Raw genomic sequence first — 25,682 nt, 5'->3', positions numbered from 1 at the left:
TTGTCTTGTATGTCTGCATCCTCCCGTAGGCAAACCGAGTAGCGCAAATATCATGGCCGCAAGCATCCGAAACAATCTGCGCTACCGGCGACTTCGCTGGCCGATGGGGCGGCGGGTGAAGGAAAATTCACGCAGTCTGACCGCAAGCGATTCGTTGATATTCCTGCGGGCGCGCTGAAGACTGGCTTGCTGCCCGGAGGGGTCTTGGATCAAGTGTTCCGGGGCCGTCGGGCAAGTCGGTCGCCGTTCGGCTCTGGCGTCTGGCTATCGCGCGAAAGTTCTCTGATGTCCCTTTTAAAAAGTTGGAACTGGTTCGATGACAACCACCGCCCTTGAACACTTGATTAATATACTAGGTACCGATCTTGTCATTTGGGACGAGGCGGGGAAGTCAAAGTATCTTCATGACTGGCACCGCGACGCAGAAGGCAGTGCGCTTGCCGTATTACGTCCGCGATCAACAGATGACGTTGCCAAAGCCGTCATAGCGTGCGGCGAACTCAGTCTTAGCATCGTTCCCCACGGTGGAAACACGGGACTGGTATTCGGTGGGTTAGCGCAAGCTCCCGATCAGGTCGTGATAAGTCTCGAGCGGCTGAACAAAATCCGGCAGGTAAGCACAGATGATTTCTCAATGACCGTGGAGGGAGGTTGCATTCTTTCCGACGTGAAGGACCGCGCGGCGGCGGAGGGCTTGTTCTTCCCATTGGCATTGGGAGCTCAAGGCAGTTGCCAAATTGGCGGCAACGTCAGCACGAACGCGGGCGGCATCAACGTGCTTCGCTACGGAATGACGCGCGACCTGGTGCTCGGTCTTGAGGTCGTCCTACCGGACGGACAGATTTGGAGCGCTTTGTCGAGCCTCCGGAAAGACAATCGTGGAATCGATTTGAAACAACTTTTCATCGGCGCGGAAGGTACTTTGGGGATCATTACAGCCGCGACCCTCAAGCTGACCCCGCAGCCGACGCGGCGGGAAACAGCCCTGCTCGCGGTGAAATCTCTCGCAGATGCGGTTGCCTTGTACCGTCTTGCACGCCGCGAATGCTGCGATCTCATGACGGCCTTCGAATTCATGCCGCCGACAGCATTCACCTTGGCCCAAGAAGCAATGCCCAATCTGGTGATGCCAATGTCCTCCAAATACGACGCTTACGTGCTGTTGGAGATCAGTGGCTCCGGCCTCGTGGATACCGCCGCTCTCATTCAGCAATTTCTGGAACTTGGCCTTGAAAGGGAACTCATTCTTGATGGCGTGATTGCATCCTCGGAAATCCAGACCCGTACCCTTTGGAGTTTTCGCGAAGGAATGGTCGAAGGGCAAGTCAAGCGAGGGCGTCATCTGCGAACGGATGTCTCGGTTCCTCTTTCTGACCTCGCGGATTTCGTCGATAAAGCAGAAAAGCAGCTGAAAGAAACGCTGCCCGATTGCATGGCCATTTCGTACGGGCACGTAGGGGACGGCAACGTGCACCTCAATGTCCTGCCGCCAGCAGGGTGCTCAGATGAGAAGCGCACCTCGTCGATAAGTGCCGCAAAAAAGGTCGTTAATCATGTTCTTGCCACCTATCAGGGCAGTATAAGCGCGGAACATGGAATCGGTCGTGAAAAGCGCGATGACTTCTTAGCGGGGGTCCAACCCGTTCAACGTAAACTAATGAACGCCGTGAAGCGCGCGATAGACCCGGATGGGCGGATGAATCCTGGGGTTTTGTTCGGCGATCGGTAGCGATCAGATCTCGAGCGTTGGCAACGCATCGTCGCTGAACGAGCCGGAAGCCGTGGCTTTACTGCAAACGAGTTTGAAGCTTTGTGAAATTGGAGGGGGAAGCCTGGCTTCCAGCGGATGCCAGGCTTGCTGAATTAACCTACAATCTCGTTGCGCGTGAAATTCCGCCGTCAACGAGGATGTCCTGACCGGTAATGAAGGCCGCTCCTTGAGAAGCCAGAAACAGCGCCGTCGCGGCGACTTCATCGACTGATCCGATCCGCTCGAGCAGATGCATGTGCGCAAATCTTCGGGCAAGTTCGCCGCTCGGATCGCTCTCCATCACTTGGTCTGTCATTCGAGTGAGTATCGCGCCGGGGGATATCGTGTTGAAGCGGATATTCTTCTCTCCATATTCGGCCGCGAGCTGCCGGGTGAGTGACACGATTGCTCCCTTCGATGCCGCATAGGGGGAAAGGCCTGCAAAGGATTGTTCATGATGGATGGAAGCAAGGCTAATCACCGTACCTCCACCGCGCGCAGTGAGATGGGGAATAGTGGCAGAACACATGCGAAACACGCTCCCCAGATTGACGTCGATGATTCGCATCCAGTCTGCCTCGGGAAAATCCGTGATCGGCAGCGCGGGATCCGGCAGGATGGCTGCATTGTTGACGACGACATCGATTCCGCCAAAATGCTCTACCGTTCGTCGTACCACGGTTTGCACTGCCTCGCCGGAACCTAGGTCGCAGACGATAAAGAGCGCCCGCGCGCCTTCCGTCGTCAGGTCGTCCACTATCCTCTGACCTCGCGCGACGTCGATGTCGCAGCCGACAACCGTTGCTCCGGCCCTGGCAAACGTTCTAAGAATTGCCGCGCCAATTCCTTGGGCAGCCCCGGTGACGATGCAGACCTTCCCATCAAGCGATACCATTAACAACTCCTGCTGCGCCAATTCGGAACTCCAGGCGATAGGTCTCGGATGACCCCGGTTCGAGCCACGCGTCGGGCTCGAACGGAGCCGTGGAAACGGCCGGCATTGCTGCGGAGGCAGGTTCGATGCCGATGACGTTCATGCCAGGGTAGCGATTGTACCACTCAATCACATGCGAAAAATTGGAAGAGCGCATTGCGAGCCCAAAAGTGAGGCCTCCTTCCAGGCGAGGTTGATGCAAGGTAATGGTGTCGTCACATTCCGATCGGTTTATCACCCGGAACTGCTCAGTACCTTCCAACTCGAGTGGCTGGCAGATGGCAGGCATACGCGGATCCACCGGAAGCCCGCTAATGATCGTGCCGTCGTCCACGAGGGGATAGCCGAGATTGACATGATAGAGAACTCGATGTGGCGTTCGCTTGCGGCCTATGTTGCTGACGCGGTCGGTGAGATGGACGACAGGCTGCTCGATACCGAAGGTATAACGTCGCCGCACCTCAATCTGCTCGCCGAACATAGCGGTCTGCCGTAGAATGGCTTCGGCAAAGACGCACGGCCCGTCTGCCGCATCGAGATCTACGCCGTATGAGATATTTGAGGCCGGGATGAAGGTTGCACGGCCGTGCAGGGGATACTTCGCCTCCGTCTTCAAGGCATAAGCAAAGTGATCCTGTGGTCCCGTTCGCGCCGGGCCGTAATGATCCCAGCCGCAGGTTATCAGAAATCCTGAAAAGGCACGCACGAATGCCAGCCCGTCTTCGCCGTCTGGCGCGTGCAGGGCGGGAGCGGGGAAGCCCTGTGTCCCCCGCCAACCGAGCGAGATGCCACGGAAATCAAAATCGGCAAGATCGAACCCGCGATCGACGGCAATTCTGAAATTGAGACCCGACAGCGTGCGTCCGATCAAAAATCTCGCTCCTCGCGCGACGCCATCTTCAGCCCCGTAAAGGGCAATATCGGCAACCTGAGAAATGTCTGCAATTCTATCAGCGTAGTCTGGGTTCACCCCGTCCTCCTCATTTTGATCAACTTAGCTCTTTGTTTTCTTAACTCGGTCCGACGGCCTAGATTTTGGGTTGATTACGTCGTAAGAATCCATGATATATGATGTATAATCTAATGACAATATGAAGGTCTGACCATGTCTGAAGCCGCAGCGTCCGCGAAACTTGCCTTACCTTCAAGGTTGATGGAGTCACGCAGCACGAGTCTAGAGTTACCAATCTTCGCGGAAAGTGCCGATGATTTGGGTACTCGATCAACCTTCAGGTGGGCGTCATCCACTGGTGAACGTCGTCTTCAGTTGTCTTGCCTCTGAAAACCTGCCCGGCATCGGTAAAGAACCGGCAGCAGGCGTGCTTCCTGCGACGCTGGGACGGTTCGCTGATCGCTGCGATCGGAGCCCATCTTCTGCTGCCTTTGAGGAGTGTAATTGTGATCGATATAAAGTTGCTGGTAGACGGACGAACGATCCTCGGGGAAAGCCCGCTCTGGGATGTGGGCAGTGAGCGTATTTACTGGATCGATTCCCTCGGAAATCGAGTTCTCTCGTGCGACGAGGACGGGAGCGACTTCCGTGAGTGGACCGTCCCGCAGAATATAGGTTCGCTGGCGCTACGCCGCGAGGGCGGCGCGGTGCTCTCTCTGGCGGATGGGTTCCATACCCTAGATTTCAGGACGGGCCAAACCGCGCCATTGGCGCTCGTTGATCATGCAAGCGCGCAGGTGCGAATGAACGACGGCAAAGTTGACGCTCGCGGGCGCTTTATCGCTGGAAGCCTGAACGTCACGGAAGCGCATGACGACGCAGCACTCTACAGCCTCGACGAGGAGGGCACAATTCGCGTGCTGGCTAGCGACATCACGGTTTCGAACGGGCCCTGCTGGAGCCCTGATGGGAGGATATTCTACTTTTCAGACAGTCGTGCCCACACAATTTTTGCCTACGACTACGATCTTGACACGGGAGGTGTCAGCGGCAAGCGCACCTTCGCAACATTCGGACCGCAGGACGGGCTTCCCGATGGGGCAACGGTCGATGCGGAAGGCTGCGTCTGGAGTGCGGGCGTTTTCAAGGGAAAGCTGCACCGCTTTTCACCCACTGGAGAACGGCTACTGACGATCGAAATGCCCGTGCTGAGCGTAACGAGCGTTATGTTCGGAGGGCGCAATTTGGACAGGTTGTATGCCACGACGATGATGCGTCCGACCTCTGACGATGTAGTTGAAACATCGCCTTGGGCGGGTGGCCTCCTCGTGATTGACGGTACCGGAGCAAAGGGCCTGGCCGAACATCGTTATGCGGGATGACCCGCCTCGAGGCAGCTTGAAAACGACTAAAGCGTAGGATTACTGGAGATTTATCCAATGCAATTGAAAGATCCAACATTGTTTCGGCAGGCCGCGTATGTGGCCGGCAAATGGATTGAGGCGAATCGCGCGGGCATCGCCGTTACCAACCCTGCCACGGGTGAGGTGATCGGTCATGTGCCGAAGCTAGGTGCCGCAGAAACAAAGGCGGCGATTTCCGCTGCAGAAGCCATCCAGAAAGAATGGGCGGGCCGTACCGCGAAGGAACGCGCCAGCGTGTTGCGCAAATGGTTCGAGCTGATGATTGCCAACCAGGACGATCTTGGCCGCATCCTTACCGCAGAGCAAGGCAAACCGCTTGCTGAAGCCAAGGGCGAAATCGCGTATGGCGCGAGCTTCATTGAATGGTTTGCCGAGGAGGCCCGCCGCATCTATGGCGACATTGTTCCGGGTCACCAGAAAGACAAGCGTATCCTGGTGATGAAGCAGCCGATCGGCGTCGTTGCGGCCGTCACGCCGTGGAACTTTCCCAACGCGATGATTACTCGCAAGGCGGCCCCAGCCTTCGCCGCTGGCTGCGCCATGGTTTTGAAGCCCGCGGGGCAAACCCCATACTCGGCCATCGCGCTTGCTGTGCTGGGCGAACGCGCCGGTTTTCCGGCGGGCCTCTTCTCGGTTGTCACTGGTTCCGCCCGTGAAATAGGCGCCGAAATGACCGCAAACCCTGTCGTACGCAAGTTGACCTTCACCGGATCGACGGAAGTAGGGGCCGAGCTTTACCGACAATCCGCTCCAACGATCAAGAAACTTGGGCTTGAGCTTGGTGGCAACGCACCCTTCATCGTCTTTGACGATGCGGATCTGGATGCTGCGGTAGAGGGTGCGTTGATCGCCAAATTCCGCAACAATGGCCAGACCTGCGTGTGCGCCAACCGTTTCTATGTGCAGGAAGCCGTCTACGAAGTTTTTGCAGACAAGCTCGCGAAAGCGGTTGGTGGCCTGAAGACGGGCAACGGTTTTGACGAAGGCGTTGTCCTTGGGCCGCTCATCGATGACGCGGCACTGGAGAAGGTAGAGGAACATGTCTCCGACGCGGTTTCCAAAGGCGCTACAGTTCTCCAGGGCGGGAAGCCGCACTCTCTTGGCGGAACCTTCTACCAAGCGACCGTGCTCGCCGACGTGACAAAAGAAATGGCGGTGGCCACGGAGGAGACCTTCGGTCCAGTAGCGCCGCTCTTTCGCTTCACGGATGAAGCCGATGTGATCTTCCAGGCGAACGACACGGAGTTCGGTCTAGCATCCTATTTCTACGCAAAGGATCTCGCCCGCGTGTTCCGGGTAGCGGAGGCGCTGGAATACGGAATGGTCGGTGTCAATACCGGGCTGATCTCGACAGCCGAAGCACCTTTCGGTGGCATGAAGTCATCGGGTCTCGGCCGAGAAGGATCCAAATACGGCATCGATGATTTTCTCGAGATCAAATACGTCTGCCTCGGCGGCGTCGCTTGATATGACTTTGGTTCAAGGGCGCGGGCTGGCCCCGCGCTGCGATTGGCACGTGATAGCCCGTGGGAGGAATGCGGTGGCGGATTATGTAATTGTCGGTGGTGGGTCTGCGGGAAGCGCGTTGGCTGGCCGCCTCGCCGAGGCCGACGTTGGCAAGGTGGTGGTACTGGAAGCGGGCCCGCCGGACCGAAACCCGCTCATTCATATTCCGGCGGGTTTCGTGAAACTCCTGGATTCCAAGCTTTTGTATCACTACAAGACCGAGAGGCAGGACGGGTTGGATGGTCGTACGCCGATCATGCCTCAAGGTGCCGTTTTAGGAGGCGGCGGCTCCGTCAACGCCACGATCTACATTCGGGGCCAGCGAGGCGACTACGACACATGGGCAAAACTTGGGGCCATTGGCTGGTCCTACGCGGAGGTATTGCCTTACTTCCGACGCGCAGAGGACAACGATCGGTTCGCCGATGCCTACCACGGCACGGGAGGACCGCTTGGCGTGTCCGATCTTCGCCAGATTACGGACTTGACACGCGCCTTCGTACGAAGTGCGCAAGAAGCTGGTATCCCCTATAGCTCCGATTTCAACGGCGCCCGGCAACGCGGCGTCGGCTACAATCAGACGACGACCCGAAATGGGCGGCGTTGCAGCGCGGCGGTCGCCTATCTGCGTCCGGCGCTAAAGACGGGAAATCTGGAGATTAGGACCGGTTGCCTGGCAACGCGGGTGCTATTCGAGGGAGATCGCGCGGTCGGTGTGGAGTATCGCCAAAACAACAAGCTGTACACAGTAATGGCTGAGCGCGAGGTTATCCTCTCTGGGGGCGCCATTCAGACGCCAAAGCTCTTGATGCTCTCCGGCGTTGGGCCCGAAGGGGAGCTTAAGAGGCACGGCATCGCCGTCCAACACCGATTGGAAGGCGTCGGAAGAAACCTCCAGGATCACCTCGAATTTCCCGCCATTCGGTATTGCACAGGACCTTACGGCTATTTCGGTGAAGATACGCTTATGAAGTCCGCCAAGAACGGACTCCAATATCTGCTCTTCAAGTCAGGTCCGGTGATGTCGAACGTGACGGAGGCCTGCGCATTCGTGAATGTGGACGATCTCGAAGAGGAACCAAACATCCAGCTTCATTTCGTGCCGATCGTTTTCATGGACAGCGACCAGGTGCCGATCAAGCGTGCGGGCGCGACCGTCAATCCCTGCGTGTTGCGGCCACAGAGTCGTGGTGAAGTTCGCCTACGCTCGACGAACCCGGCGGACGATCCGGTCATCGATCCCAAGTATTTGTCGCACCCCGACGACATGCGGCTGTCAATAAAGGGTCTGGAGTTCGCTCGAAAAATTCTTGCCCAGCCGGCCTTCTCACATTTTGTCGAGCGACAGGAGGCATTCCCGGGATCCAACGCCGTCGATGAAGATACCTTGCGCTCCTATATCCGCTCCAAGGGAAAAACCGTCTACCACCCGGTCGGAACCTGCCGCATGGGTCAAGACGAGATGGCAGTGGTTGACCCCGAGCTGCGAGTGCATGGAGTACGAAATCTCAGGGTTGTAGATAATTCCATCATGCCTACGTTGATCTCGGGAAATACCAATGCACCGGCGATTATGATCGGCGAGAAGGCATCAGATATGATACGAGGAATCATGCCGCTGCAGCCGAGCAATGCTTGATGGCAAGCAAGGCTTGGTGCAGTGATATGTGGCTTTAGGAAATCGTGGAAGGGTACATGGCGAGTCTGGCGAAGCTTGAGAACGGCAATCTTTCAGAGCAGGTTTACGCTGTCATTCGCAACACCTTGATGGATGGCCGCTACGAACCCGGTGAACGTCTACGCATCAGCGGGCTGGCATCCGAACTTGGGGTTTCCATCACCCCCGTACGCGAGGCGATTTTCCGGCTGGTCAGCGAGCATGCGCTCGAAATGAAAGCCGCGACGGCCATCCACGTTCGCGATATCGCACCCGACGAATTGCGGGAGATTCAATTTATTCGGCATTTCATGGAGGGTGAGTCTGCCGCGTTAGCGGCCAGCCGAATCACGCCCAAGGAGCTAGCTGAATTGGAGATCTTGCAAGAGAAGTTTCGTAATGCCGCGGCGGTTGATCCCGAAGAAGCCGCCCTTCTTAATCGGCAGATACATTTTGCCGTCGTTGCGGCCGCACGTATGCCCCTTGTGTATGCCACAGTGGAGAACATGTGGGTTCTTATGGGGCCGTTGCTCAGAACGTTCCACAAGACCATGCCTGTACGTGACCTGACGAGTGGTTCTCATAAACATTACGACTTGTTGGCCGCGCTCAGGAACGGCGACGCGGCGGGGGCGCGTGCTGCGCTACAGGCTGATATTGCATGGGGCAATGCGCTTATTGGCTGGCTCGAACAGCAGAGGGCGAAGTCGGACTGACATTTCGCCCTCTGCTACCGCCCTGACTAGAGGCTGTTAAGGACAATCTGCCTTAGATCCTCGTGGCCGGCTGCTCGGCGCGAGCAGCCGACATCCTGTCCGTAGTTTGTTGTCGCAATGTCAATTAGAGGTTCGATTTCATCGCGCGAAAGTCCGAGCTGCTCAAAGCCACCGGTCAAGCCAATTGAGTTCATGAAGGTTTCCAGAATACTTGGAAGCATTTGCGATGCATCCGCGACCGGTCTCCCGGCGCAGCTGGGATCAAAGATAGCCGATACGCGGGCAAGGCGTTCTTCAGCCACGGGAAGTGTCCAGCGCACGGTCGGCACCAAGCACGCTGCACAACTCTCTCCATGCGGAGTGTCCTTGAGCGCACCCATCGCCTGGCCGAGAGCATGCGGGATGCCGACGCCGATGTTTCCGAGCGTAATGCCTGCCATGTAACAGGCCTCAGCCATACTCACGCGCGCACTAAGATCATCGGGGTTGTCGCAGGCTGTGGGTAGATGGGCCGCGACCAATTCCATGGCTCGGATCGAGAAGACGTCCGTCCAGCCGTTTGGCCGAGTGCCGATGAAACCTTCGAAAGCGTGTAGGAAGGTATCGATGCCCGTCGAGGCCGTCAGGCGCCGCGGTTTGGTTAAGTGCAGATTCGGATCCACCAGCGCCACGTCCGGGTAGCAGAAAGGATGGATAATCGTCGCCTTGAGCTTGCGTTCCGGGCTAGATAAGACGGCGAATGGGGTTATTTCGGCACCGGTGCCCGCATTGGTCGGCACTGCAATGAGTGGCAGGCCGCGTTTTTCCGGAACACGAACCTGCGCGTTTCGCCGGCTCGTGAAATCCCAGACGTCACCACCGTTAGTGATACCAAGTGATACGGCTTTCGCGGCATCGATTGTCGATCCGCCGCCGATGGCAATCACCAGATCGACACCAAGGTCGCGCGCCTTGGCCGCAGCACTGTTGCAAGTTGCAGCACGTGGGTTAGGCACGATCTCGTGCCACAAGTTCGTCCGCACGCCTGCTGCAGAAAGGCTGGCGACGAGTGCGCCTTCGAGCGCGGACGACTTGAGGAAGGGATCCAACAGAACGAAGGCATTACCGCCTAGGAGCGCCGCCTCCTGCGCCAGCGTATCGCTTGCGCCGGGGCCGAAGCGAAGGCGCGTTGGCAGCGCCACCTGATAGCTCAATGGGTCTTGCATTGGAGTCTCGTGATTAGAAGGGAACGAGAAGGCGGCGGAGGCCGCCTCCGGCAAAATTAAAGCTCAATCCAGGTGGTTTTCAGCTCGGTATACTTGTCAAGCGCATGAATCGATTTGTCGCGACCATTGCCGGATTGTTTAAACCCGCCGAATGGGACCGTAGCATCCCCATGATCGTAGCAGTTCACCCAGACCGTGCCAGCCCGCAGCTTGCGAGAGATCTTGTGGGCCCGAGAGAGGTCGCGCGTCCAGACCGCGGCCGCCAGCCCGTAGCTGGTGTCGTTCGCGATGCGGACGGCTTCCTCATCGTCTTTGACTGTAATGGTGGACAGCACTGGTCCGAAAATTTCCTCCTGGGCGATAGTCATCGAATTCTTAACGTCGGCGAAGATGGTAGGGTTGACGTAATAGCCACCCAGATCCGTGGTAGGCCTATCGCCGCCAAGAACAAGTCGGGCGCCTTCTTCGCGGCCCTTGGCGATGTAGTTCTCAACGCGCGTGCGATGGCCATCCTCGACTAGCGCTCCAAGTTTTGTTTGCGGGTCGAGCGGGTCACCCGGACGGATGGACTTAGCCGTCTCGACGACGATGTCTAGGAACTGGTCCTGGATACGCTCCGACAGGATCAACCGTGAGGGCGCAACGCAGACTTCTCCCTGGTTGAAGCAGATCGCGGTCGCTGCACGTTCGGCCGCCACGCGCAGTTCCGGCACGTCATCCAGAATGATATTGGGCGACTTACCACCGCATTCTAGATAGACACGCTTCATGTTCGACTGCCCGGCGTATTGCAAGAAGAGCTTGCCGACGTCGCCCGAACCCGTAAAGGCGATACAGTCGATGTCCATATGCAGACCGATCGCCTTGCCCGCAGTTGGACCGAAGCCGGGCACGACATTGAAGACGCCCTCGGGGATACCTGCCTCGGCTGCGAGTTCAGCCATACGAATTGCCGTCAATGGCGACTGTTCGGCTGGCTTCAAGACGACAGAATTACCGGTGGCCAGCGCCGGAGCAAGCTTCCAGGTCGCCATCAGCATAGGAAAGTTCCATGGCACCACGGCCCCGACGACGCCGACTGGCTCTCGCGTAATCGTGGCCAGCTGTCCTGGCCCTGTCGGAGCGATCTCGTCATAGAGCTTGTCGGGGCATTCGGCATACCATTGCAAAGTGTCCAGCACGACGTTTACGTCTATCTCGCGGCTTTCAGAGATCGGCTTGCCCATGTCGATGGTTTCGAGAATAGCCAACTCGTCCATATGCTTTTCAAAAAGAGCAGCGAAGCGCTGCAGCACCTTCTTGCGAGCCTTTGGAGATTGATCGCGCCAAACCCCGGTTTCAAAAGCGCGGCGGGCCGCCATGACGGCCTTATCAACATCTGCCGCGTCGCAAGCCGCGACACTCGCGATTACTTGGCCGTTCCTTGGCGATATGTTGTTGAACGTCTTGCCGGAGGTGGCGTCGACAAACCTGCCGTCGATGAACGCTTGACCGTTGATCTTCAGAGCTCCGTGAATTCTCTCGATTTCCGACTTCGTTAAACTCAGTCCCATTGCAACCTCCCTTAAATTTTCAGATGACATATATGATATATGATGTTAGATGCTCTGCCGCAAGCACGATTTGCGCCATCGCGGCATTGGAGGAAACAGCTTGAGCAATGAATTGAGAAACGATTATCGTCCCAGCGAGGCGACGATCGCGAGGATTCGCGATCGTGCGCAGTTCGTTCGACTCGAAACGATCCGGCTAATCGAAATTGCCAAAGTAGGGCATTACACATCCGTCTTCTCGGCCGCCGAGATCTTCTCAGCGCTGTATTATGACGTCATGAAGCTCAGCCAAGACCCGAAGGAGCCTAGTCGTGATCGGTTCCTCATGGGAAAAGGTCACGCTGCAGTGGGCTTGTTCCCGATCCTCGCTGACCTCGGCTACCTCTCAGCCGAGCTACTCAATGGCTATACCCGTCTCGGAAGCCCGCTCGGCGATCATCCTGACATGCGGAAGGTACCTGGCATCGATTTTTCTTCGGGCTCTATCGGCCACGCCCTATCGAACGGTCTTGGCATGGCGCTCGCAGGCCGAATGCAGGGATTGGATTTTACAACGTTCGTCATGCTCGGCGATGGCGAAATGCAGGAGGGCCAAGTTTGGGAAGCTGCTCTAGGTGCGGCCCATCACAAACTCGATCGCTTGATCGCCATCGTGGACCGGAACGGCTACCAGCTTGACGGTGCGGTTGATGACGTCATCGGGATTGAACCACTGGACGAGAAGTGGCGAGCGTTCGGATGGGAAGTGCAAGTCGTGGACGGTCACGACGTCGCCGAGCTGACAGCGGCGTTGCGCCGCGCCAAGGCTGACAGAAGCCGCAATCGGCCCTGCTGCATTATCGCCCGCACACTCAAGGGCAAGGGCGTTTCTTACATGGAAACCGAGCCCGGCTGGCATCTCGGCTACCTGGACCCGGTCGATGCCGATGCCGCCCGTGCCGAAATTCTCTCCAAGGTGATCTGATATGAATGTTTCGATCAATAAGCGCCCGCAGTCACCCAACTCCTGGCACTATCGGGAGCTGAATCAAAAAAATCCTGGACTGGATCATCTTTCGAACGGGCTCATCTCATTGGTGAAGGCCGGACACGAAATCATGGCGGGCTCGGCTGACCTGCAATACTCGAATGGACTCAACCGCTTTGCCGCGCGTTATCCCGATCGCTATGTCGGGTTTGGCATTTCCGAGCAGAACATGGTCTCGGCGGCCGCGGGTATCGCGACAACGGGTATGATGCCTTACGTGGCAACCTTTGCATCGTTTCTCGGGCTTCTCACCTGCGAACAAATCCGAATGGATGTTGCCTACTGCGCGCTCCCTGTTCGTCTCATTGGCCATCATACAGGGATAGCGATGGGGTTTTATGGGACTTCGCACCATGCGACCGAAGACATCGGCACGATGCGATCGATCGCCGATCTCACTGTTGTCTCGACCGCTGATGGCCCGCAGCTGGAAGCTGCGATCCGTGCAAGCATCGACCACGATCGACCAATCTACTTTCGCACCGGACGTGGCCGTGAGCCGGACCTCTACGACCCGAAGGCCGATTTCGTATTCGGTAAAGCGATCGAACATGCTCAAGGTGAGGAACTCACGATCATTGCCTGCGGTCTCCCGGTCCATCCAGCCGTGCAGGTTGCTCGCCGTCTGAACGCGGCGGGTCGTTCTGTCGGCGTAATCGACATGGCGACAGTTAAGCCGATTGATCGCGACGCGGTGCTTGAGGCGGCTGCGCGTTCGAAGCTGCTAATGACCATTGAAGAGCACAACATTCTCGGTGGCCTTGGCGCGGCGGTCAGCGAAGTCCTAACCGATGAAGGCATAGGAAAGCGCCTCATCCGTCACGGCATACGGGACGAATATGCCCTCATCGCACCTCCTACGCATCTCTACCGGCACTACAAGCTGGATGAAAACGGCATCGAGGAGGTTGTCCGCAACGCAATTGGCTGACGAGACCCATCGACATCGATTTGAGATCGTCCCGGGATGGGCCCGGGATCGGGAGGAGGAAAGTATGAGACATTATCGAAACATCGCAATGGCAACCGCCATGGCGCTCATTTTGCCCGGCGTTGCCACCGCCGCAGACAAGCATGAACTTTATTCTCATTTGCCCAACACAGCTCTTTCGGGGGTGATCGATTCGCAGATGGCTTCGCGTGCTAGCATCGCGAAGGCACTACCGAAAACGCCCAAAGATCCGAATAAGATCGTCATTGGCTGGACGGAAATTACACTCGGTAACCCTTGGTTCGTTGAGGTCGTCGAAGCAGCCAAGCGCAAGGCCAAGGAATATGGTGGCTTCACCATCGACGTCCAGGTCGCCGACGGCGACCCGTCCAAGACCTCTGCCCACTTCGACTCCTTCATTGCACAGGGCGTGGATGTGATTGTAGTCGATCCAACCGATGTCGTCGGCGCGGCCACCGATGCACAGCGCGCGGTCGATGCAGGTATCCCGGTAGTCGCACTTGGTACAGTTCCGGATGCCAGCGGCCCCTTCGTGACCACTGTGCTCGCAAATCCCTTCGGCAACGGCTTTGAAGCCGGGATCTATACGGCAAAGCATATCGGTAAGGATACGCCGATTGTGGCCGGTGTGACGATTGGCACGCTCGGGAACTCTACTTCGGAGAGCCGCATCACGGGCCTTCTGTCTGGGGTCGTCTTCGAACGTTCCGAGGAACTCAAACTCGGCATGAGCCGCGAAGATGCCCAGCTCAAGGGTTTCAACCTGTTTCAGGACCTGAAGAACAAGGGTTCCTTCAACTGGACCGAAGGCAGGTTTGAAGTTGTCGGCATCCAACCAGGCGGTTGGACAGAGGAGGGAGGCCTGAAGGGCGCAGAGGATCTTTTGGCCGGATATGGCGGGAAGATTAATCTCATTCTCGCCGAGAATGACTTCATGGGTATCGGGGCGATCAAGGCGATTGAGAACGTCGGGAAGAAGGGCCAAATCGTCGTGGCCTGCGCCGCCGATGGATTCCGCGTAGCGCTGGACCTGATCAAAAGTGGTGACCTGCTTGTTACGGGTGCCAACAGTGGGCGATCGACCGGCGAGGGCGTTATGAAACTGCTCGACGAGATGTTCCACAAGAACTTCGACGCCAATGATCTGCCGCTTGGGTCGTACTTCCCCTCGGAGATCATTACGAAGGAGAACGTCGACAAGTTTTACGATCCGGACCAGTCGAACCCGTTCTTCAAGTATGAGGTCCCGCCTTTCCGAACGGTGTCTGATCTGCGCGGATGAGGAACCAATTGGACGCCGCCACCGGCGGCGTCCATCGGGAGGAAATACGATGCATTTGAGAATGCAGAACATCGCCAAATCTTTCGGTGGCGTCTCGGCGTTGCGCGGCGTCGCGCTGGAGGCGTTCGGCGGCGAGGTCCATGGACTGATGGGCGAGAACGGAGCGGGAAAGTCCACGCTCATGAAAATCTTGGCAGGAGCCTATCGCCGCGATGCCGGCGAGATCGAACTCGACGGAACGCGCGCCGAAATCACGTCCCCGCATGACGCCTTCGAAAAGGGCATTTCGGTTATCTATCAGGAATTCTCGCTGGCAGGACATCTATCCGTGGCCGAGAACATCCTGATCGAAGAGTTCGGCAAGCCGGGATGGCGGATCAATTGGGGAGATCTTCGCGCCCGGGCTAGTGCTCTTCTAGCGGAGATGGGTTTTGAGGATATAGATCCAATGCAGCCGGCGGGTGAACTGCCAGTAGCGTACCAACAGGTTGTCGAGATCTGCAAAGCACTTTCACGCAAAAGCCGTCTTCTTGTCTTCGACGAGCCGACAGCAGTGTTGACTCATCATGAGACGGAACGGCTGTTCCGGCTCATAAAGCTGTTGAAGTCGCGGGGAGTGTGCATCCTTTATATATCACACCGACTGGAAGAGATTTTCACGCTGTGCGATCGCGTGACCGTCATGAAAGATGGACAGACGGTCGGCTCTTGGCCGATCGGCGAACTCGACGAACGCAAACTCGTGCAGCTGATGATTGGGCGCGAGCTTTCAGACCTTTTTCCGCCCCGTCACGCGGTGATCGGCGAGATACTATTGGCGGCGGAAGGCCTAAATGCCGGGCCAATGGTCAGAGACATATCCTTCCATGTGCGCGCGGGCGAGGTGCTTGGCGTTAGTGGACTGGTTGGTGCTGGGCGCACCGAAACGATGAGGGCGGTGTTCGGTGCCGATCCGCTGCAGTCCGGGATACTGCGGCTCAAAGGTCGCACGATCGTCAATAGCTCACCAGGACAGGCTGTCGCAAACGGCATTGGGATGCTGCCGGAGGACCGTAAGCAGCAGGGGGTGCTTCTTGATCTTCCAATCCGCATCAACGCGATGATGACCCCCGCCAACCCGTTTATCTCGGCCTTTGGTTTCATCCGCAACAAGGCCGAGATTGCTGCTGTGGAGGATATCGCCAAGAGCCTCAGGGTCAAATCAGCGGGTATCGACGCCACAGCGGGTAGTTTGTCGGGCGGAAACCAGCAGAAGGTCGCACTCATGAAGTGGATCGCCGCAAGCTGTAACGTCCTGATTTTCGACGAGCCGACGCGCGGCGTCGATATCGGTGCGAAGGTCGAAATCTACCGCGTGATGAACGAACTGGCGGAAGCCGGCACGGCGATCGTCATGATCTCTTCGGACATGCTGGAGGTTGTCGGCATGTCCGACCGGGTGATCGTGATGCGCCAAGGTACGATCGCGGGCGAACTGCAAAAGAATCAAATCAGCGAGGAAGCAATCATTCATCTCGCGATGGGAACAGAGGCTTGAATACCATGACCACCAAATCCCGGCTGGCAAGCTGGCTTATCCAATACAACACGCTGTTGATGTTGATTATTCTGATTGTCGTCTCGGCCTCCCTTTCAGACGTCTTTCTGTCACCGCAGAACCTGTGGAATCTTGCGCGGCAGCTCGTGCCCTTGGCGCTGGTATCGATAGGAATGCTGCTGGTAATTTTGACGGGTGGCATTGATCTCTCCGTTGGGGCACTGGCTGCCATCGGCGCGATGATTATGTCCATGCTTCTACCATATTTGCCCGAGGGAGGCGCAATCGGCCTGTTTGTCGGTGTGCTCATTGCCATGGTGGGAGGGGCCGCGTTGGGGGCAGTCACCGGGTCACTCGTCGCCGCCTTTTCCATGGCCCCGTTCATTGCCTCTTTGGCGATGATGACGGTCGCGCGTGGTATCGCCTTTATGATGTCGAACGGGCAGCCTGTTCGGTTCCCAACTGGCTCCGTCACAGGAGATCTGCTGCGATCCTTCGGCAGCTCCGCCTTGCCAGGAATAGGTATGCCATGGCCGGTGCTATTGGCACTCGCGGTGATTTCCACATTTGTCGTAATCATGTCGCAAACGAAATTCGGACGCCTTGTCACGGCGACTGGTTCCAACGAAGTCGCAGTGCGCCTCGCCGGTCTCGCCGTTGGGCGATATAAGCTGATGGTTTACGTCATTGCTGGCGCGCTCGCTGCGCTGGCGGGCATTGTCGCGACCTCGCGCACGGCCGTCGGTACTGCCAATACGGGCATCGGCCTGGAACTGGATGCGATTGCCGCCTGCGTCATTGGCGGCGCGTTGCTATCGGGCGGCAAGGGCTCTGTCATCAATACCATCGTTGGTGTGCTGATCTTGGGCCTCATCGGAAACATCATGAATCTGTTGTCGGTGCCTGCCTATCCGCAGCAGATCATCAAAGGCGTGATCATTGTTTTTGCGGTTCTGCTGCAGAACATTAATGGCGAACTGAAGCGGACCTGACCGTTCTGGAAGGGGCCGTCAGGCCCCTTCCGTCCCCAACAGAAATTTCGCAAGCAATTCAATCTGGCCGGTGATCATATGGTTGCCCTTGTGAACAACGCAGTCCCGCACCGCAGCGGCCTCAAGCAATGGGGTTGTGTCAGGCTGCATAACGACTTCGCAGACCAGTGTTCCGGGGGCCAGCGTCGAGGCTGGTACCGGCAAGGGATCGCCATCGTTCATGCCGAGCGAAGTGCCATTGACGACGAGGTCGAAGCCTCGGGCGTCGGCTTGTGTAGCTCGGATGGACCGGTCGGGAAAAAGAAGCCGGAGCCGGCTGGCCAACTCCATGGCCTTGTCGATGGAGCGGTTGGCGATCGCAAGCTCGGCGACTTCGGCCCGGACCAGGGCTTCGGCGATACCGGTCGCCGCGCCACCAGCACCAATCAGCAGCGCCCGTCGGCCCATAACGCTAAGACCCTGATTCTTCAGGCCCTGAACAAAGCCGGTGCCGTCGAACATTTCGCCGTGGAAGCGGCCGTCGGCTCCGCGGCGAGCGACGTTGGCAACCTTGAGGAAATCGGCGGTCGGCGAAAGGCTGTCGCAAAGGGCTGCAACACTGGCCTTATGAGGAATGGTCACGATCACGCCAGCGAGGCTTTCAACTCGGCGAAGGCCCTCAAAGGCCATGCGCAGATTTTCGGGAGATACCTGCCAGGGCACAAGAACCGCGTCGAGCATCTGGTCGCGGCAGTAGGCGTTAAAGAATTGGGGGGTCCGCAGATGATGCGAGGGATAGGCTATATGAACGATCACGCGGGATCGGCCGGAAATCGTGTCGAAAGTCAACTGTAGTCCTCCATAGAGTTGCATGCTTCAAAATATGATATATGATATATTTTGTAAATGAAGAAATAAGGATCACGGTATGCCCGAGAGGCCGAAAGGCATTATGGAGTTATTTGACACACGGGTCGCGGTGTTTGGGGCTCCCGGTCGTTATATCCAGGGAAGGGGCGCAATCCACCTCGTCGGTGATTGTGCGGCCACGATCGGTGCGCGGGCCGTCCTGGTGGTCGATGCACAGATACGACATCTAGTCGCTGGATTGATAGGGGAAAGCTGCAAACTTGCCAGCGTGGAAATCACCGTGCTGCCATTTGAGGGGGAGCTCACCCGCCAGACCGGCGCGGATCTCCGCCGGCTACTGACTGCCGATCCAACGCTTGTCATCGCTGCCGGGGGTGGACGAGCGATCGATGCCGGCAAGGCGCTGGCTTCACTATCGGATTGCGGCCTCATTACCGTTCCAACGGTAGCTTCCAATGATGCCCCGACCTCGAAGAATTTCGTTCTCTACGATGAGCGTCACCGGTTGGTTGAAGTTGGCCATCTCTTGCGAAACCCCGATTTCGTCGTCGTCGATACCGAGCTCTTGATATCCGCGCCAAAGAACCTGTTTCGCGCTGGTCTTGGCGACGCATTGGCGAAGAAATTCGAAGCGGACGCCTGTATGGCGCGTGGCGGCACTACGTTGTTCATGGCGCGTCCAACGCGACTGGCGCAGGCGATTGCAAGCCACTGCTACGACACACTCATCAGTGCCGCCCCAGGAGCGTGGCGGTCGCTCGACGCCAAGACTGTAACGGAGGATTTCGACGCCGCCGTTGAAGCGATGATATTGATGGCTGGTCTCGGCTTCGAAAGCGGCGGTTTGTCACTTCCGCATGCCATGACGCGCGGCATTCCCGTATTGCCGGGCGCCGATGTGGTTGCCCATGGCCTTCAGGTTGCTTGGGCACTGATGGTCCATTTCGAAGTGCTCGGCGTCGAGCCGCCGTCCGAGCTTGTTGAGCTCTATCGTCTGACCGGTCTGCCGCTCTCGCTGGCCGATCTCGGTCTTTCCGAACAAACGGACGAAGCGCTGGCCGAACTAGCCGAGGCAACGGTTGGGGCCCGCCATGTTCACAATCTCCCTTTTTCTCTTCAGCCTTCCGCGCTGACGGCGGCAATTCGCCGGGTCGAGGAGAGGGAAACAAACCGGAGGAAATCTGCATGACAAAACCACTCGCGCTCATTACTGGCGGCGGCACTGGCATTGGCCGTGCTACGGCCGAACGTCTCCTCTCCGAAGGCTGGCGCGTGCTGGCGGTCGGACTCGATCACGATGAGGACCTGCCGAAGGAAATCGCTTTCCACAAGGCAAACGTCTCAGACACGGATGCTGTCGTTGCCGCACTTGCGGGGGAGGATGCATTGCATGGCCTCGTCCACTGTGCCGGTATCCTTCGCCATGAACGCGAATGGCAGAAAGAGGATTTTGAAGCTGTGATGAACATCAATGTGACGGCAGGCTTTGCGCTTGCAACAACTCTTCTGCCAAAGCTCGAAAAGGCTGGTGGCGGGGTCGTCATGCTGGCATCGATGTGGTCGATCTTCGGTTCGGCCGGCGCGCCGGCCTATACGGCCAGCAAGGGCGCGGTGGCGGCCGTCACGCGTTCGATGGCTGTTGCCTGGGCGCCGAGAGGCGTGAGGGCGAATTCGGTTGCCCCGGGTTGGGTCGAGACCCGCATGTCGGAGCGTGCGCGTACCAACAGCGAACGTTCCGAGAAGATCGGCTCACGGATCCCGATGGGACGTTGGGCTCAACCATCGGAAATCGCTTCAGTGATCCACTTCCTCTTGTCCGCCGATGCCGCGTACGTCACCGGTGTCATGCTGCCTATCGACGGCGGCTATTCGGTCTGCTGAGCACGGGAGATTGACCATGAAAGCATGGGTCCATCACGAACCGGGTATGCCCGATTGTCTTCGACTGGAGGAACGCCCGCGTCCGACGCCTGGCCGGGAAGAGGTGCTGATCAAAAATCGAGCGGTCGGCCTCAACCCGGTCGACTGGAAATTTGTAGAATGGGGCCACCCCGATTGGGAATGGCCCCATATTCCCGGAGTCGACGGTGCCGGCGAAGTCGTTGAAACAGGAGAGGGCGCAGGTCATATTCGCATCGGCGCGCGTGTCGCCTATCACAACGATCTCATGAAGCCTGGTTCCTTTGCCGAATATACGGCCGTGCCTGTCCGTGCGCTCATTCCGCTGCCGGATGGTCTTTCGTACTCGGCTGGAGCCGCGATCCCCTGTCCTGGGTTGACCGCTATTCAGGCGATCGAAAAGGTGCCGGCGCTTGAAGGAGCGCACGTGCTCATCATCGGCGCTTCCGGGGCCGTCGGCGGGGCTTTGTTGCAACTCGCGCGTGGACGCGGCTGGATCGTACACGCTGTCTGCTCAGCATCACAGGCTGGGCGCGTGCGAGAACTCGGCGCCGCCACCACGACCGACTACCGGCGGGAGGGATGGCGTGAGTCCTTCGCCGAACGCAATATGGAGCAGCCGCTCTTTGCCGTGTTTGACACCGTCAGTGGCGACCACGCTGCCGGCCTCGCCCCGCTCGTCGCCGCCAACGGGCATCTCGTTTGCATCCAGGATCGGCAGGAGCGCGCTCCGCTGCCGGCCTTCACTACCACAATCTCGCTGCACGAGGTCGGCCTCAACGCCATGCACCACTTCGGTGACAAGGCACAGTGGGGTCGGCTCATGTCAGCGGGTGCACGCATTGCGGCTGATGCCGTCACGGGGCGGTTCGATCCGCAACTCGTTGAGGTGGTGAAATTCACCGAGTTGAGCGAGGCGCTCATGCGGCAAAAACAGGGACCAAATCCCGGGAAACGAATAGTGACGCTTTGAAGCAACTCGGAATCGTTTTGGTGGGACCGCGACGGCCGGTCCCACCAGTCCAATTAAGCCAGGACCGCCTTTTCCAGCTCACTCATCGAGGAGAGGGTCCGGACGCCAGCCGGCGCGGCGCTGTGGCTGTGGGGGACGAAAACAGTCTCCATTCCGGCGGCCAAGGCGGCCGCCGCCCCACTGCTGCTATCTTCTACGATCAAGCAATCCCTCGGATCTACGCCGAGCAGGTAGGCTGCTCTCAGATATCCCTCGGGGTGGGGTTTCCCCTCTCTCACGTCGTTGCGGGCGACCGTCACGAGGCCCGGTTTTACGAGACCAACGCTGCGCAAATTGACATCGACAATGGCGCGATCGCTGTTCGAAACCACAGCCTGCCGGATCCCGGCCGCATCGAGGCGATGCCAGACGTCGAGTGCAGCCGAGAATCCCCGCAGTAGGTTCGCTTCGTTGAAGTAATGGTAGTGCTTGCGTCCCTCCCAATGCAACGGCTCGGAATCGAGGTCGAACTCGCGGCACATGTAGCGGTAAATCTCATCCGCCGAACGACCGACGACGCGCTCCATGAGATCTTTTGGCGGCGTTAGTCCCGCTTCTTCCATCGCGCGTCCTAGTGCGCGTACTGCAATATGCTCGCTGTCGACCAACGTGCCGTCCATATCCCACAAGACTGCCTTCTTCATCGTTCTCTCGCTTGGTTGTCCCGCCGGCGTTTGAAAAAGTACTGCCTATGAAGGCGCGGTGCCGGCGTTTTGCAGGCGGCCTCCGGCCGCCTCTCATGCAAAAAATAAAAATCATTTTTTTGACTATTGCGCAATAACGAATTTCATTCTATCTAATTTGCACGGTAAGAAATTCGACGGGGAGATAGCAATGGGCGCCACGGGAGCCGACATCGAATCACGCATCGAACGTGCTCGCATCCTGCCTGTCGTGGTGATTGAGCAGGCAGCGGACGCAGTTCCCCTCGCCAAGGCTCTCCTCGCCGGCGGGCTCGGGGTCGCTGAGATCACGTTCCGCACGGCGGCCGCCTCCGAAGCGCTATCGCGCATTCGTGACGAGGTGCCGAACATGTTGCTCGGGGCGGGCACCGTTCTAACGCAAAGCCATCTTCTGGCGGCGAGAGACGCGGGTGCGCAATTTATCGTTACCCCTGGTTTCAATCCTGCCATCGTCGAGGCCTCGCAATCGGCCGGCTTGCCGATCGTTCCGGGGGTCAACAATCCGACGGGTGTAGAGCAGGCGATGTCCCTGGGCCTGAAAACAGTGAAGTTCTTTCCGGCCGAGCCGAGCGGTGGTGTCCCGTTCATCAAAGCGCTTTCCGGGCCTTATCCAGAGATCCGGTTTGTGCCGACCGGAGGTATCGGGCCGGGCAATCTCGCAAATTATCTTGCCTTGCAGGCAGTAGTTGCGTGCGGCGGATCGTGGATGGTGGACACCAAGCTCGTTCGCGACGGCAGGTTCGATGAGATAACCCGATTGACGGCCGAGGCCGTGGCGCTTGCCGGTTCGGCACGCTGAAGAAACATTCGACGAAACAAGCGCCTCACGGAGGCGGTAACACGGAGGTTCAAATGTCCAGCAATACCCTGTCCGAGGGACTTTCTCTCAAGGGAAAGTCGTGCATCATCACCGGCGCGGCTTCAGGAATCGGCGAGGCGGTCTCCCGCATCTATGCGGCCAACGGCGCCAAGGTCGCGATGGTCGATTTTGATCGCGAGCGTCTCGCGCGCGTTTCCGACGAAATTCGTCAGGCAGGCGGTATTGTGCTGCCAATCTTCGCAGACGTCTGCGAGGAAGAAACGGTACGTTCCTTCTTTAAGCAGGTAAACGATGAGTTTGGTTCCATCGACGTCGTCGTGAACTCCGCTGGTCGTGATAGCCTTGCTCCGCCGGTAACCCGCGTCACACTGGAAGAGTGGAACAAGACGATCGCGCCAAACTTGACGGCTGTCTTCCTCTGCTGCCGCGAAGCCTTCATCTATATGGAAAAGCAGGCCAACGGCGGCCGCATTATCAATATGGGATCCTCGTCCACGCGCGTTGCTTCCGGTCCGGGCCACAGCCCCTACCGTGCTTCGAAGCATGGCATGCTCGGCTTCTCGAAGAACATCCTTCTCGAAGGCAAGGACAAAAAGATCGGCGTCACGGTCCTTAACCCGAGCCATGTCAAGACGCCAATGACGGAGATCATCGACAAGGGCCTCTACGACGGCGATCTCGAAGCTTACACGGACGGCTGGTTGGACGAAAAGGAAATTAAGGAAGGCATCCACGCTTCCTGCATCGACGTCGACAATGTCGCGTGGCTCGCACTCTATGTCGCGACCCGCACTCCGGATGTGACGATCCCGACCATCTCGCTTTACCCAACCCACAAGGCTCATCGCTACGGCATGGAGGTTTAGGGTGATGAAAGCCGCCGTATATCAGGGGCAGGGTAGGGTCGTTCTCGACGAACGGCCTAGGCCCACGCCACGCGACGACGAAGTGCTGGTCAAGGTCTTTGCGGCCTCGATTTGTGGAACGGACCTGAAGGTATTGCGCGGCGGCCATTTCAGAGTCGGGCCCAACGAAACACGCGTCCTAGGTCACGAATTGGCGGGCGAGATTGTTGAGGTCGGCAAGCACGTAGCCCACTGGAAGACAGGCCAGCGCGTCTCCGTGGTGCCAAATATTGGTTGTGGTCATTGCGAAATGTGTCGCAAAGGGCTGAACAACATGTGCCCTGATTATGACGCCTTCGGAATTAGCATCGACGGCGGTTTCCAGCAATACATGATCGTCACCGCCGAGGCGATCTACGGTGGCAATCTCATCGAGATCCCGGCGAGTATGAGTTTCGAAGAGGCCTCGCTCGTCGAGCCGTTGTCTTGCTGTGTGAACGCATGGAAAGATCTAGCGGTCACGCCGGAAGACAGGGTCCTCGTCTTGGGGACGGGGCCGATCGCCGGCCTGTTTCTGCAATTAGCCAAAGCTTATGGAGCTAGACAGGTAATCGTCGTCGGGCGGCGCGCTGAAAGGCTTGCGGAGATCGCGCCTCTGGGCGCAACCGATCTGGTCGATTCCAGCAAGGTCGACGTCGTCGATGAAGTGATGCGTCTAACCGGGGGCAGAGGTGTCGACGTGGCCCTAACGTGTGCGCCGGCGCCGGAATTGCAGAGCCAAGGTCTCGCGTGCCTTGCCCGCCTGGGAAGAATGAATTTCTTTTCGGGACTGAACAAGGGCACCCGCGTCGACCTCGACAGCAACAAGGTCCATTACTGGGGACTGAAGCTCCTCGGCTCGACTGGCTCGAGTGTCAGCGACTACTCGCGAGCAATGCAACTGGTCGAGACCGGCAAGATCAAGGTGAGTGAGGTCGTGACGCATCGGTTCGGCATGAACGATGCAGTGGCCGCTTTCGACCATGCTCTTTCTGGGAAGGGCATGAAAACAATCATTTATCCGCAGGAGGACAGTTTGCAATGAAGGCGGCTGTGTTACATGCACCCGGCGACCTGAGGGTCGAAGACGTTCCGGTTCCAGAGATCGGCCCCGACGATGTTTTGGTCTTGGTGAAAGCGGCAGGTATTTGCGGCTCGGATATCGGTCGCGTCATGGTGACAGGAACCTACCACTTTCCGACAATTCCCGGACATGAGTTCTCGGGGCGGGTGGAGAAGGTAGGCGCTTCAGTCGAGCACCTGAAGGTCGGCGATCGTGTCGCCGTCGCGCCACTCATGCCCTGCCGGAAATGTCAGTGGTGTGAGGCGGGTAAGTTCCATCTTTGCGACGACTACGATTTTATGGGCTCGCGCAGTGACGGCGCCTTCGCGCAATATCTGTGCGCGCCTGCCACGAACGTCATCAAAGTACCGGATAGTGTCTCTTACGAAGTTGCCGCGACAATCGAACCCGCTGCCATCATTTTGCATGGCATCCACAAGCTCGACATCAAACTCGGCGACGCCGTTGCGGTCGTCGGTTGCGGCGCGCTCGGGTTTTTCGCCCTCCAGTTCGCGAAGCTTTCGGGGGCACGGCCTCTCATCGCCATCGACGTGGATGATGACAAGCTGGACCTTGCACGGCAGGTTGGAGCGGACCTGTGCCTCAACCCGTCGCGCGACGACGTGGTATCCCGTGTAAGAGAGGCGACAAACGGCAAGGGCGTCGCCGTCTCGCTCGAATGCGCGGGATCTGCTCCAGGGCGCGACCTATCCATCATGGTCGCCGCCAAGCAGGGCACGATCATGTTCTATGGCACGGCCTATGGCGACGTGACTTTCGCGGAGAAAGCGTTCGCACGCATCGTACGCGAAGAGCTGCAGGTCGTCGGCTCGTGGAATTCCTATTCCCTGCCGTTCCCCGGCAAAGAGTGGTTCGACATTATCGGTCTGCTTGCGGATGGTCGCTTGATCGTCGAGCCACTCATTACACACCGTGCGGCGCTGGAGGAAGCGCCGTCCATCTTCAAGGCACTTAAAGACCGCAGCTTCGGCAAGTATCACAAGATCCTGTTCACGCCGAACAATTGATGCGTATGGGAGGAGAT

At 58.1% G+C, this 25,682-nt stretch carries 23 protein-coding genes; 17 read left to right on the top strand and 6 right to left on the bottom strand.

The genetic code is table 11. The annotated features are described in order from the left end of the window. Positions 1–316 precede the first annotated feature (316 nt). Positions 317–1,729 (top strand): FAD-binding oxidoreductase, encoded by a 1,413-nt coding sequence (locus IB244_RS26360; RefSeq protein WP_025661320.1) that lies wholly within the window; start codon positions 317–319, stop codon positions 1,727–1,729. 139 nt (positions 1,730–1,868) lie between these two features. Here the strand turns inward: IB244_RS26360 and IB244_RS26355 are convergent, their stop codons facing one another. Both IB244_RS26355 and IB244_RS26350 read right to left on the bottom strand, forming a co-directional pair. Beyond that, entirely contained in the window at positions 1,869–2,645 is a 777-nt protein-coding gene (locus tag IB244_RS26355) for an SDR family NAD(P)-dependent oxidoreductase (protein ID WP_192306205.1), read from the bottom strand. Then, complete coding sequence (locus tag IB244_RS26350; protein ID WP_169682167.1) at positions 2,632–3,654, bottom strand: DUF4432 family protein; 1,023 nt, start codon at positions 3,652–3,654, stop codon at positions 2,632–2,634. Before IB244_RS26350 ends, IB244_RS26355 begins: the two co-directional genes overlap by 14 nt. 428 nt (positions 3,655–4,082) lie before the next feature. Between IB244_RS26350 and IB244_RS26345 the strand changes: the two genes are divergently transcribed. The 4 genes from IB244_RS26345 (at position 4,083) to IB244_RS26330 (ending at position 8,879) form a co-directional block, all read left to right on the top strand. After that, positions 4,083–4,958, top strand: coding sequence for an SMP-30/gluconolactonase/LRE family protein (locus IB244_RS26345; RefSeq protein ID WP_037217392.1), 876 nt, complete (start codon positions 4,083–4,085; stop codon positions 4,956–4,958). 57 nt (positions 4,959–5,015) lie between these two features. Next, a complete protein-coding gene (gabD, locus tag IB244_RS26340; RefSeq protein WP_192306203.1) occupies positions 5,016–6,467 on the top strand; it encodes an NADP-dependent succinate-semialdehyde dehydrogenase in 1,452 nt (483 codons plus the stop codon). Between the two features lie 73 nt (positions 6,468–6,540). Next, the gene (locus tag IB244_RS26335; protein WP_025661325.1) at positions 6,541–8,145 is read left to right on the top strand and encodes a GMC family oxidoreductase; all 1,605 of its coding nucleotides are present in this window, start codon (positions 6,541–6,543) and stop codon (positions 8,143–8,145) included. Between the two features lie 56 nt (positions 8,146–8,201). After that, positions 8,202–8,879, top strand: coding sequence for a GntR family transcriptional regulator (locus tag IB244_RS26330; RefSeq protein WP_025661326.1), 678 nt, complete (start codon positions 8,202–8,204; stop codon positions 8,877–8,879). A 26-nt stretch (positions 8,880–8,905) separates the two neighbouring features. Here IB244_RS26330 and IB244_RS26325 read toward each other — a convergent pair whose 3' ends face one another. After that, positions 8,906–10,138, bottom strand: a complete 1,233-nt coding sequence (locus IB244_RS26325) for an iron-containing alcohol dehydrogenase (protein ID WP_192306201.1) — start codon at positions 10,136–10,138, stop codon at positions 8,906–8,908. Positions 10,139–10,140: 2 nt separating this feature from the next. Beyond that, positions 10,141–11,637, bottom strand: a complete 1,497-nt coding sequence (locus IB244_RS26320; protein ID WP_025661328.1) for an aldehyde dehydrogenase — start codon at positions 11,635–11,637, stop codon at positions 10,141–10,143. Between the two features lie 100 nt (positions 11,638–11,737). On the opposite strand from IB244_RS26320, the gene IB244_RS26315 reads away from it, so the two are divergent. From IB244_RS26315 to IB244_RS26295, 5 genes are all read left to right on the top strand, one after another. Next, a complete protein-coding gene (locus IB244_RS26315; protein WP_051420081.1) occupies positions 11,738–12,601 on the top strand; it encodes a transketolase in 864 nt (287 codons plus the stop codon). Position 12,602: 1 nt separating this feature from the next. After that, entirely contained in the window at positions 12,603–13,595 is a 993-nt protein-coding gene (locus IB244_RS26310) for a transketolase family protein (protein ID WP_025661330.1), read from the top strand. A 64-nt stretch (positions 13,596–13,659) separates the two neighbouring features. After that, on the top strand, positions 13,660–14,898 hold the full coding sequence (locus IB244_RS26305) for a sugar ABC transporter substrate-binding protein (RefSeq protein WP_025661331.1): 1,239 nt from the start codon (positions 13,660–13,662) through the stop codon (positions 14,896–14,898). Between the two features lie 49 nt (positions 14,899–14,947). Beyond that, complete coding sequence (locus IB244_RS26300; protein WP_192306199.1) at positions 14,948–16,435, top strand: sugar ABC transporter ATP-binding protein; 1,488 nt, start codon at positions 14,948–14,950, stop codon at positions 16,433–16,435. A gap of 5 nt (positions 16,436–16,440) precedes the next feature. After that, a complete protein-coding gene (locus IB244_RS26295) occupies positions 16,441–17,427 on the top strand; it encodes an ABC transporter permease (protein ID WP_169682175.1) in 987 nt (328 codons plus the stop codon). A gap of 18 nt (positions 17,428–17,445) precedes the next feature. On the opposite strand, the gene IB244_RS26290 is transcribed toward IB244_RS26295, so the two are convergent. Then, positions 17,446–18,255 carry a shikimate dehydrogenase family protein gene (locus tag IB244_RS26290; RefSeq protein ID WP_246733699.1) on the bottom strand — a complete coding sequence of 270 codons (810 nt, stop codon included), beginning with the start codon at positions 18,253–18,255 and terminating at the stop codon, positions 17,446–17,448. Positions 18,256–18,358: 103 nt separating this feature from the next. Between IB244_RS26290 and IB244_RS26285 the strand changes: the two genes are divergently transcribed. From IB244_RS26285 to IB244_RS26275, 3 genes are read left to right on the top strand one after another with little or no spacing between them, the layout of a single operon-like run. Further along, entirely contained in the window at positions 18,359–19,465 is a 1,107-nt protein-coding gene (locus IB244_RS26285; RefSeq protein ID WP_192306197.1) for an iron-containing alcohol dehydrogenase, read from the top strand. Further along, positions 19,462–20,157: an SDR family NAD(P)-dependent oxidoreductase gene (locus tag IB244_RS26280; protein WP_025661336.1), complete on the top strand. Its 696-nt coding sequence runs from the start codon at positions 19,462–19,464 to the stop codon at positions 20,155–20,157. The genes IB244_RS26285 and IB244_RS26280 overlap by 4 nt, the downstream gene beginning before the upstream one ends. A gap of 16 nt (positions 20,158–20,173) precedes the next feature. Next, a complete protein-coding gene (locus IB244_RS26275) occupies positions 20,174–21,148 on the top strand; it encodes a zinc-binding dehydrogenase (protein ID WP_192306195.1) in 975 nt (324 codons plus the stop codon). 53 nt (positions 21,149–21,201) lie between these two features. Here IB244_RS26275 and IB244_RS26270 read toward each other — a convergent pair whose 3' ends face one another. Beyond that, positions 21,202–21,831 (bottom strand): HAD family hydrolase, encoded by a 630-nt coding sequence (locus IB244_RS26270; RefSeq protein WP_192306193.1) that lies wholly within the window; start codon positions 21,829–21,831, stop codon positions 21,202–21,204. Positions 21,832–22,021: 190 nt separating this feature from the next. On the opposite strand from IB244_RS26270, the gene IB244_RS26265 reads away from it, so the two are divergent. From IB244_RS26265 to IB244_RS26250, 4 genes are read left to right on the top strand one after another with little or no spacing between them, the layout of a single operon-like run. Then, on the top strand, positions 22,022–22,669 hold the full coding sequence (locus IB244_RS26265; protein WP_192306191.1) for a bifunctional 4-hydroxy-2-oxoglutarate aldolase/2-dehydro-3-deoxy-phosphogluconate aldolase: 648 nt from the start codon (positions 22,022–22,024) through the stop codon (positions 22,667–22,669). 53 nt (positions 22,670–22,722) lie between these two features. Next, positions 22,723–23,556, top strand: a complete 834-nt coding sequence (locus IB244_RS26260) for an SDR family oxidoreductase (RefSeq protein ID WP_192306189.1) — start codon at positions 22,723–22,725, stop codon at positions 23,554–23,556. A gap of 4 nt (positions 23,557–23,560) precedes the next feature. Further along, positions 23,561–24,619: a zinc-dependent dehydrogenase gene (locus IB244_RS26255; RefSeq protein ID WP_169682181.1), complete on the top strand. Its 1,059-nt coding sequence runs from the start codon at positions 23,561–23,563 to the stop codon at positions 24,617–24,619. Beyond that, positions 24,616–25,665: a galactitol-1-phosphate 5-dehydrogenase gene (locus IB244_RS26250; protein WP_169682182.1), complete on the top strand. Its 1,050-nt coding sequence runs from the start codon at positions 24,616–24,618 to the stop codon at positions 25,663–25,665. Before IB244_RS26255 ends, IB244_RS26250 begins: the two co-directional genes overlap by 4 nt. Positions 25,666–25,682: the final 17 nt, after the last annotated feature.

The organism is Rhizobium sp. RHZ02, from assembly GCF_014851575.1.
Taxonomy (GTDB): Bacteria; Pseudomonadota; Alphaproteobacteria; order Rhizobiales; family Rhizobiaceae; genus Rhizobium; species Rhizobium altiplani.
Note: the sequence above shows the minus strand (reverse complement) of the source record. Positions and strands in the feature narration are given on the sequence as shown.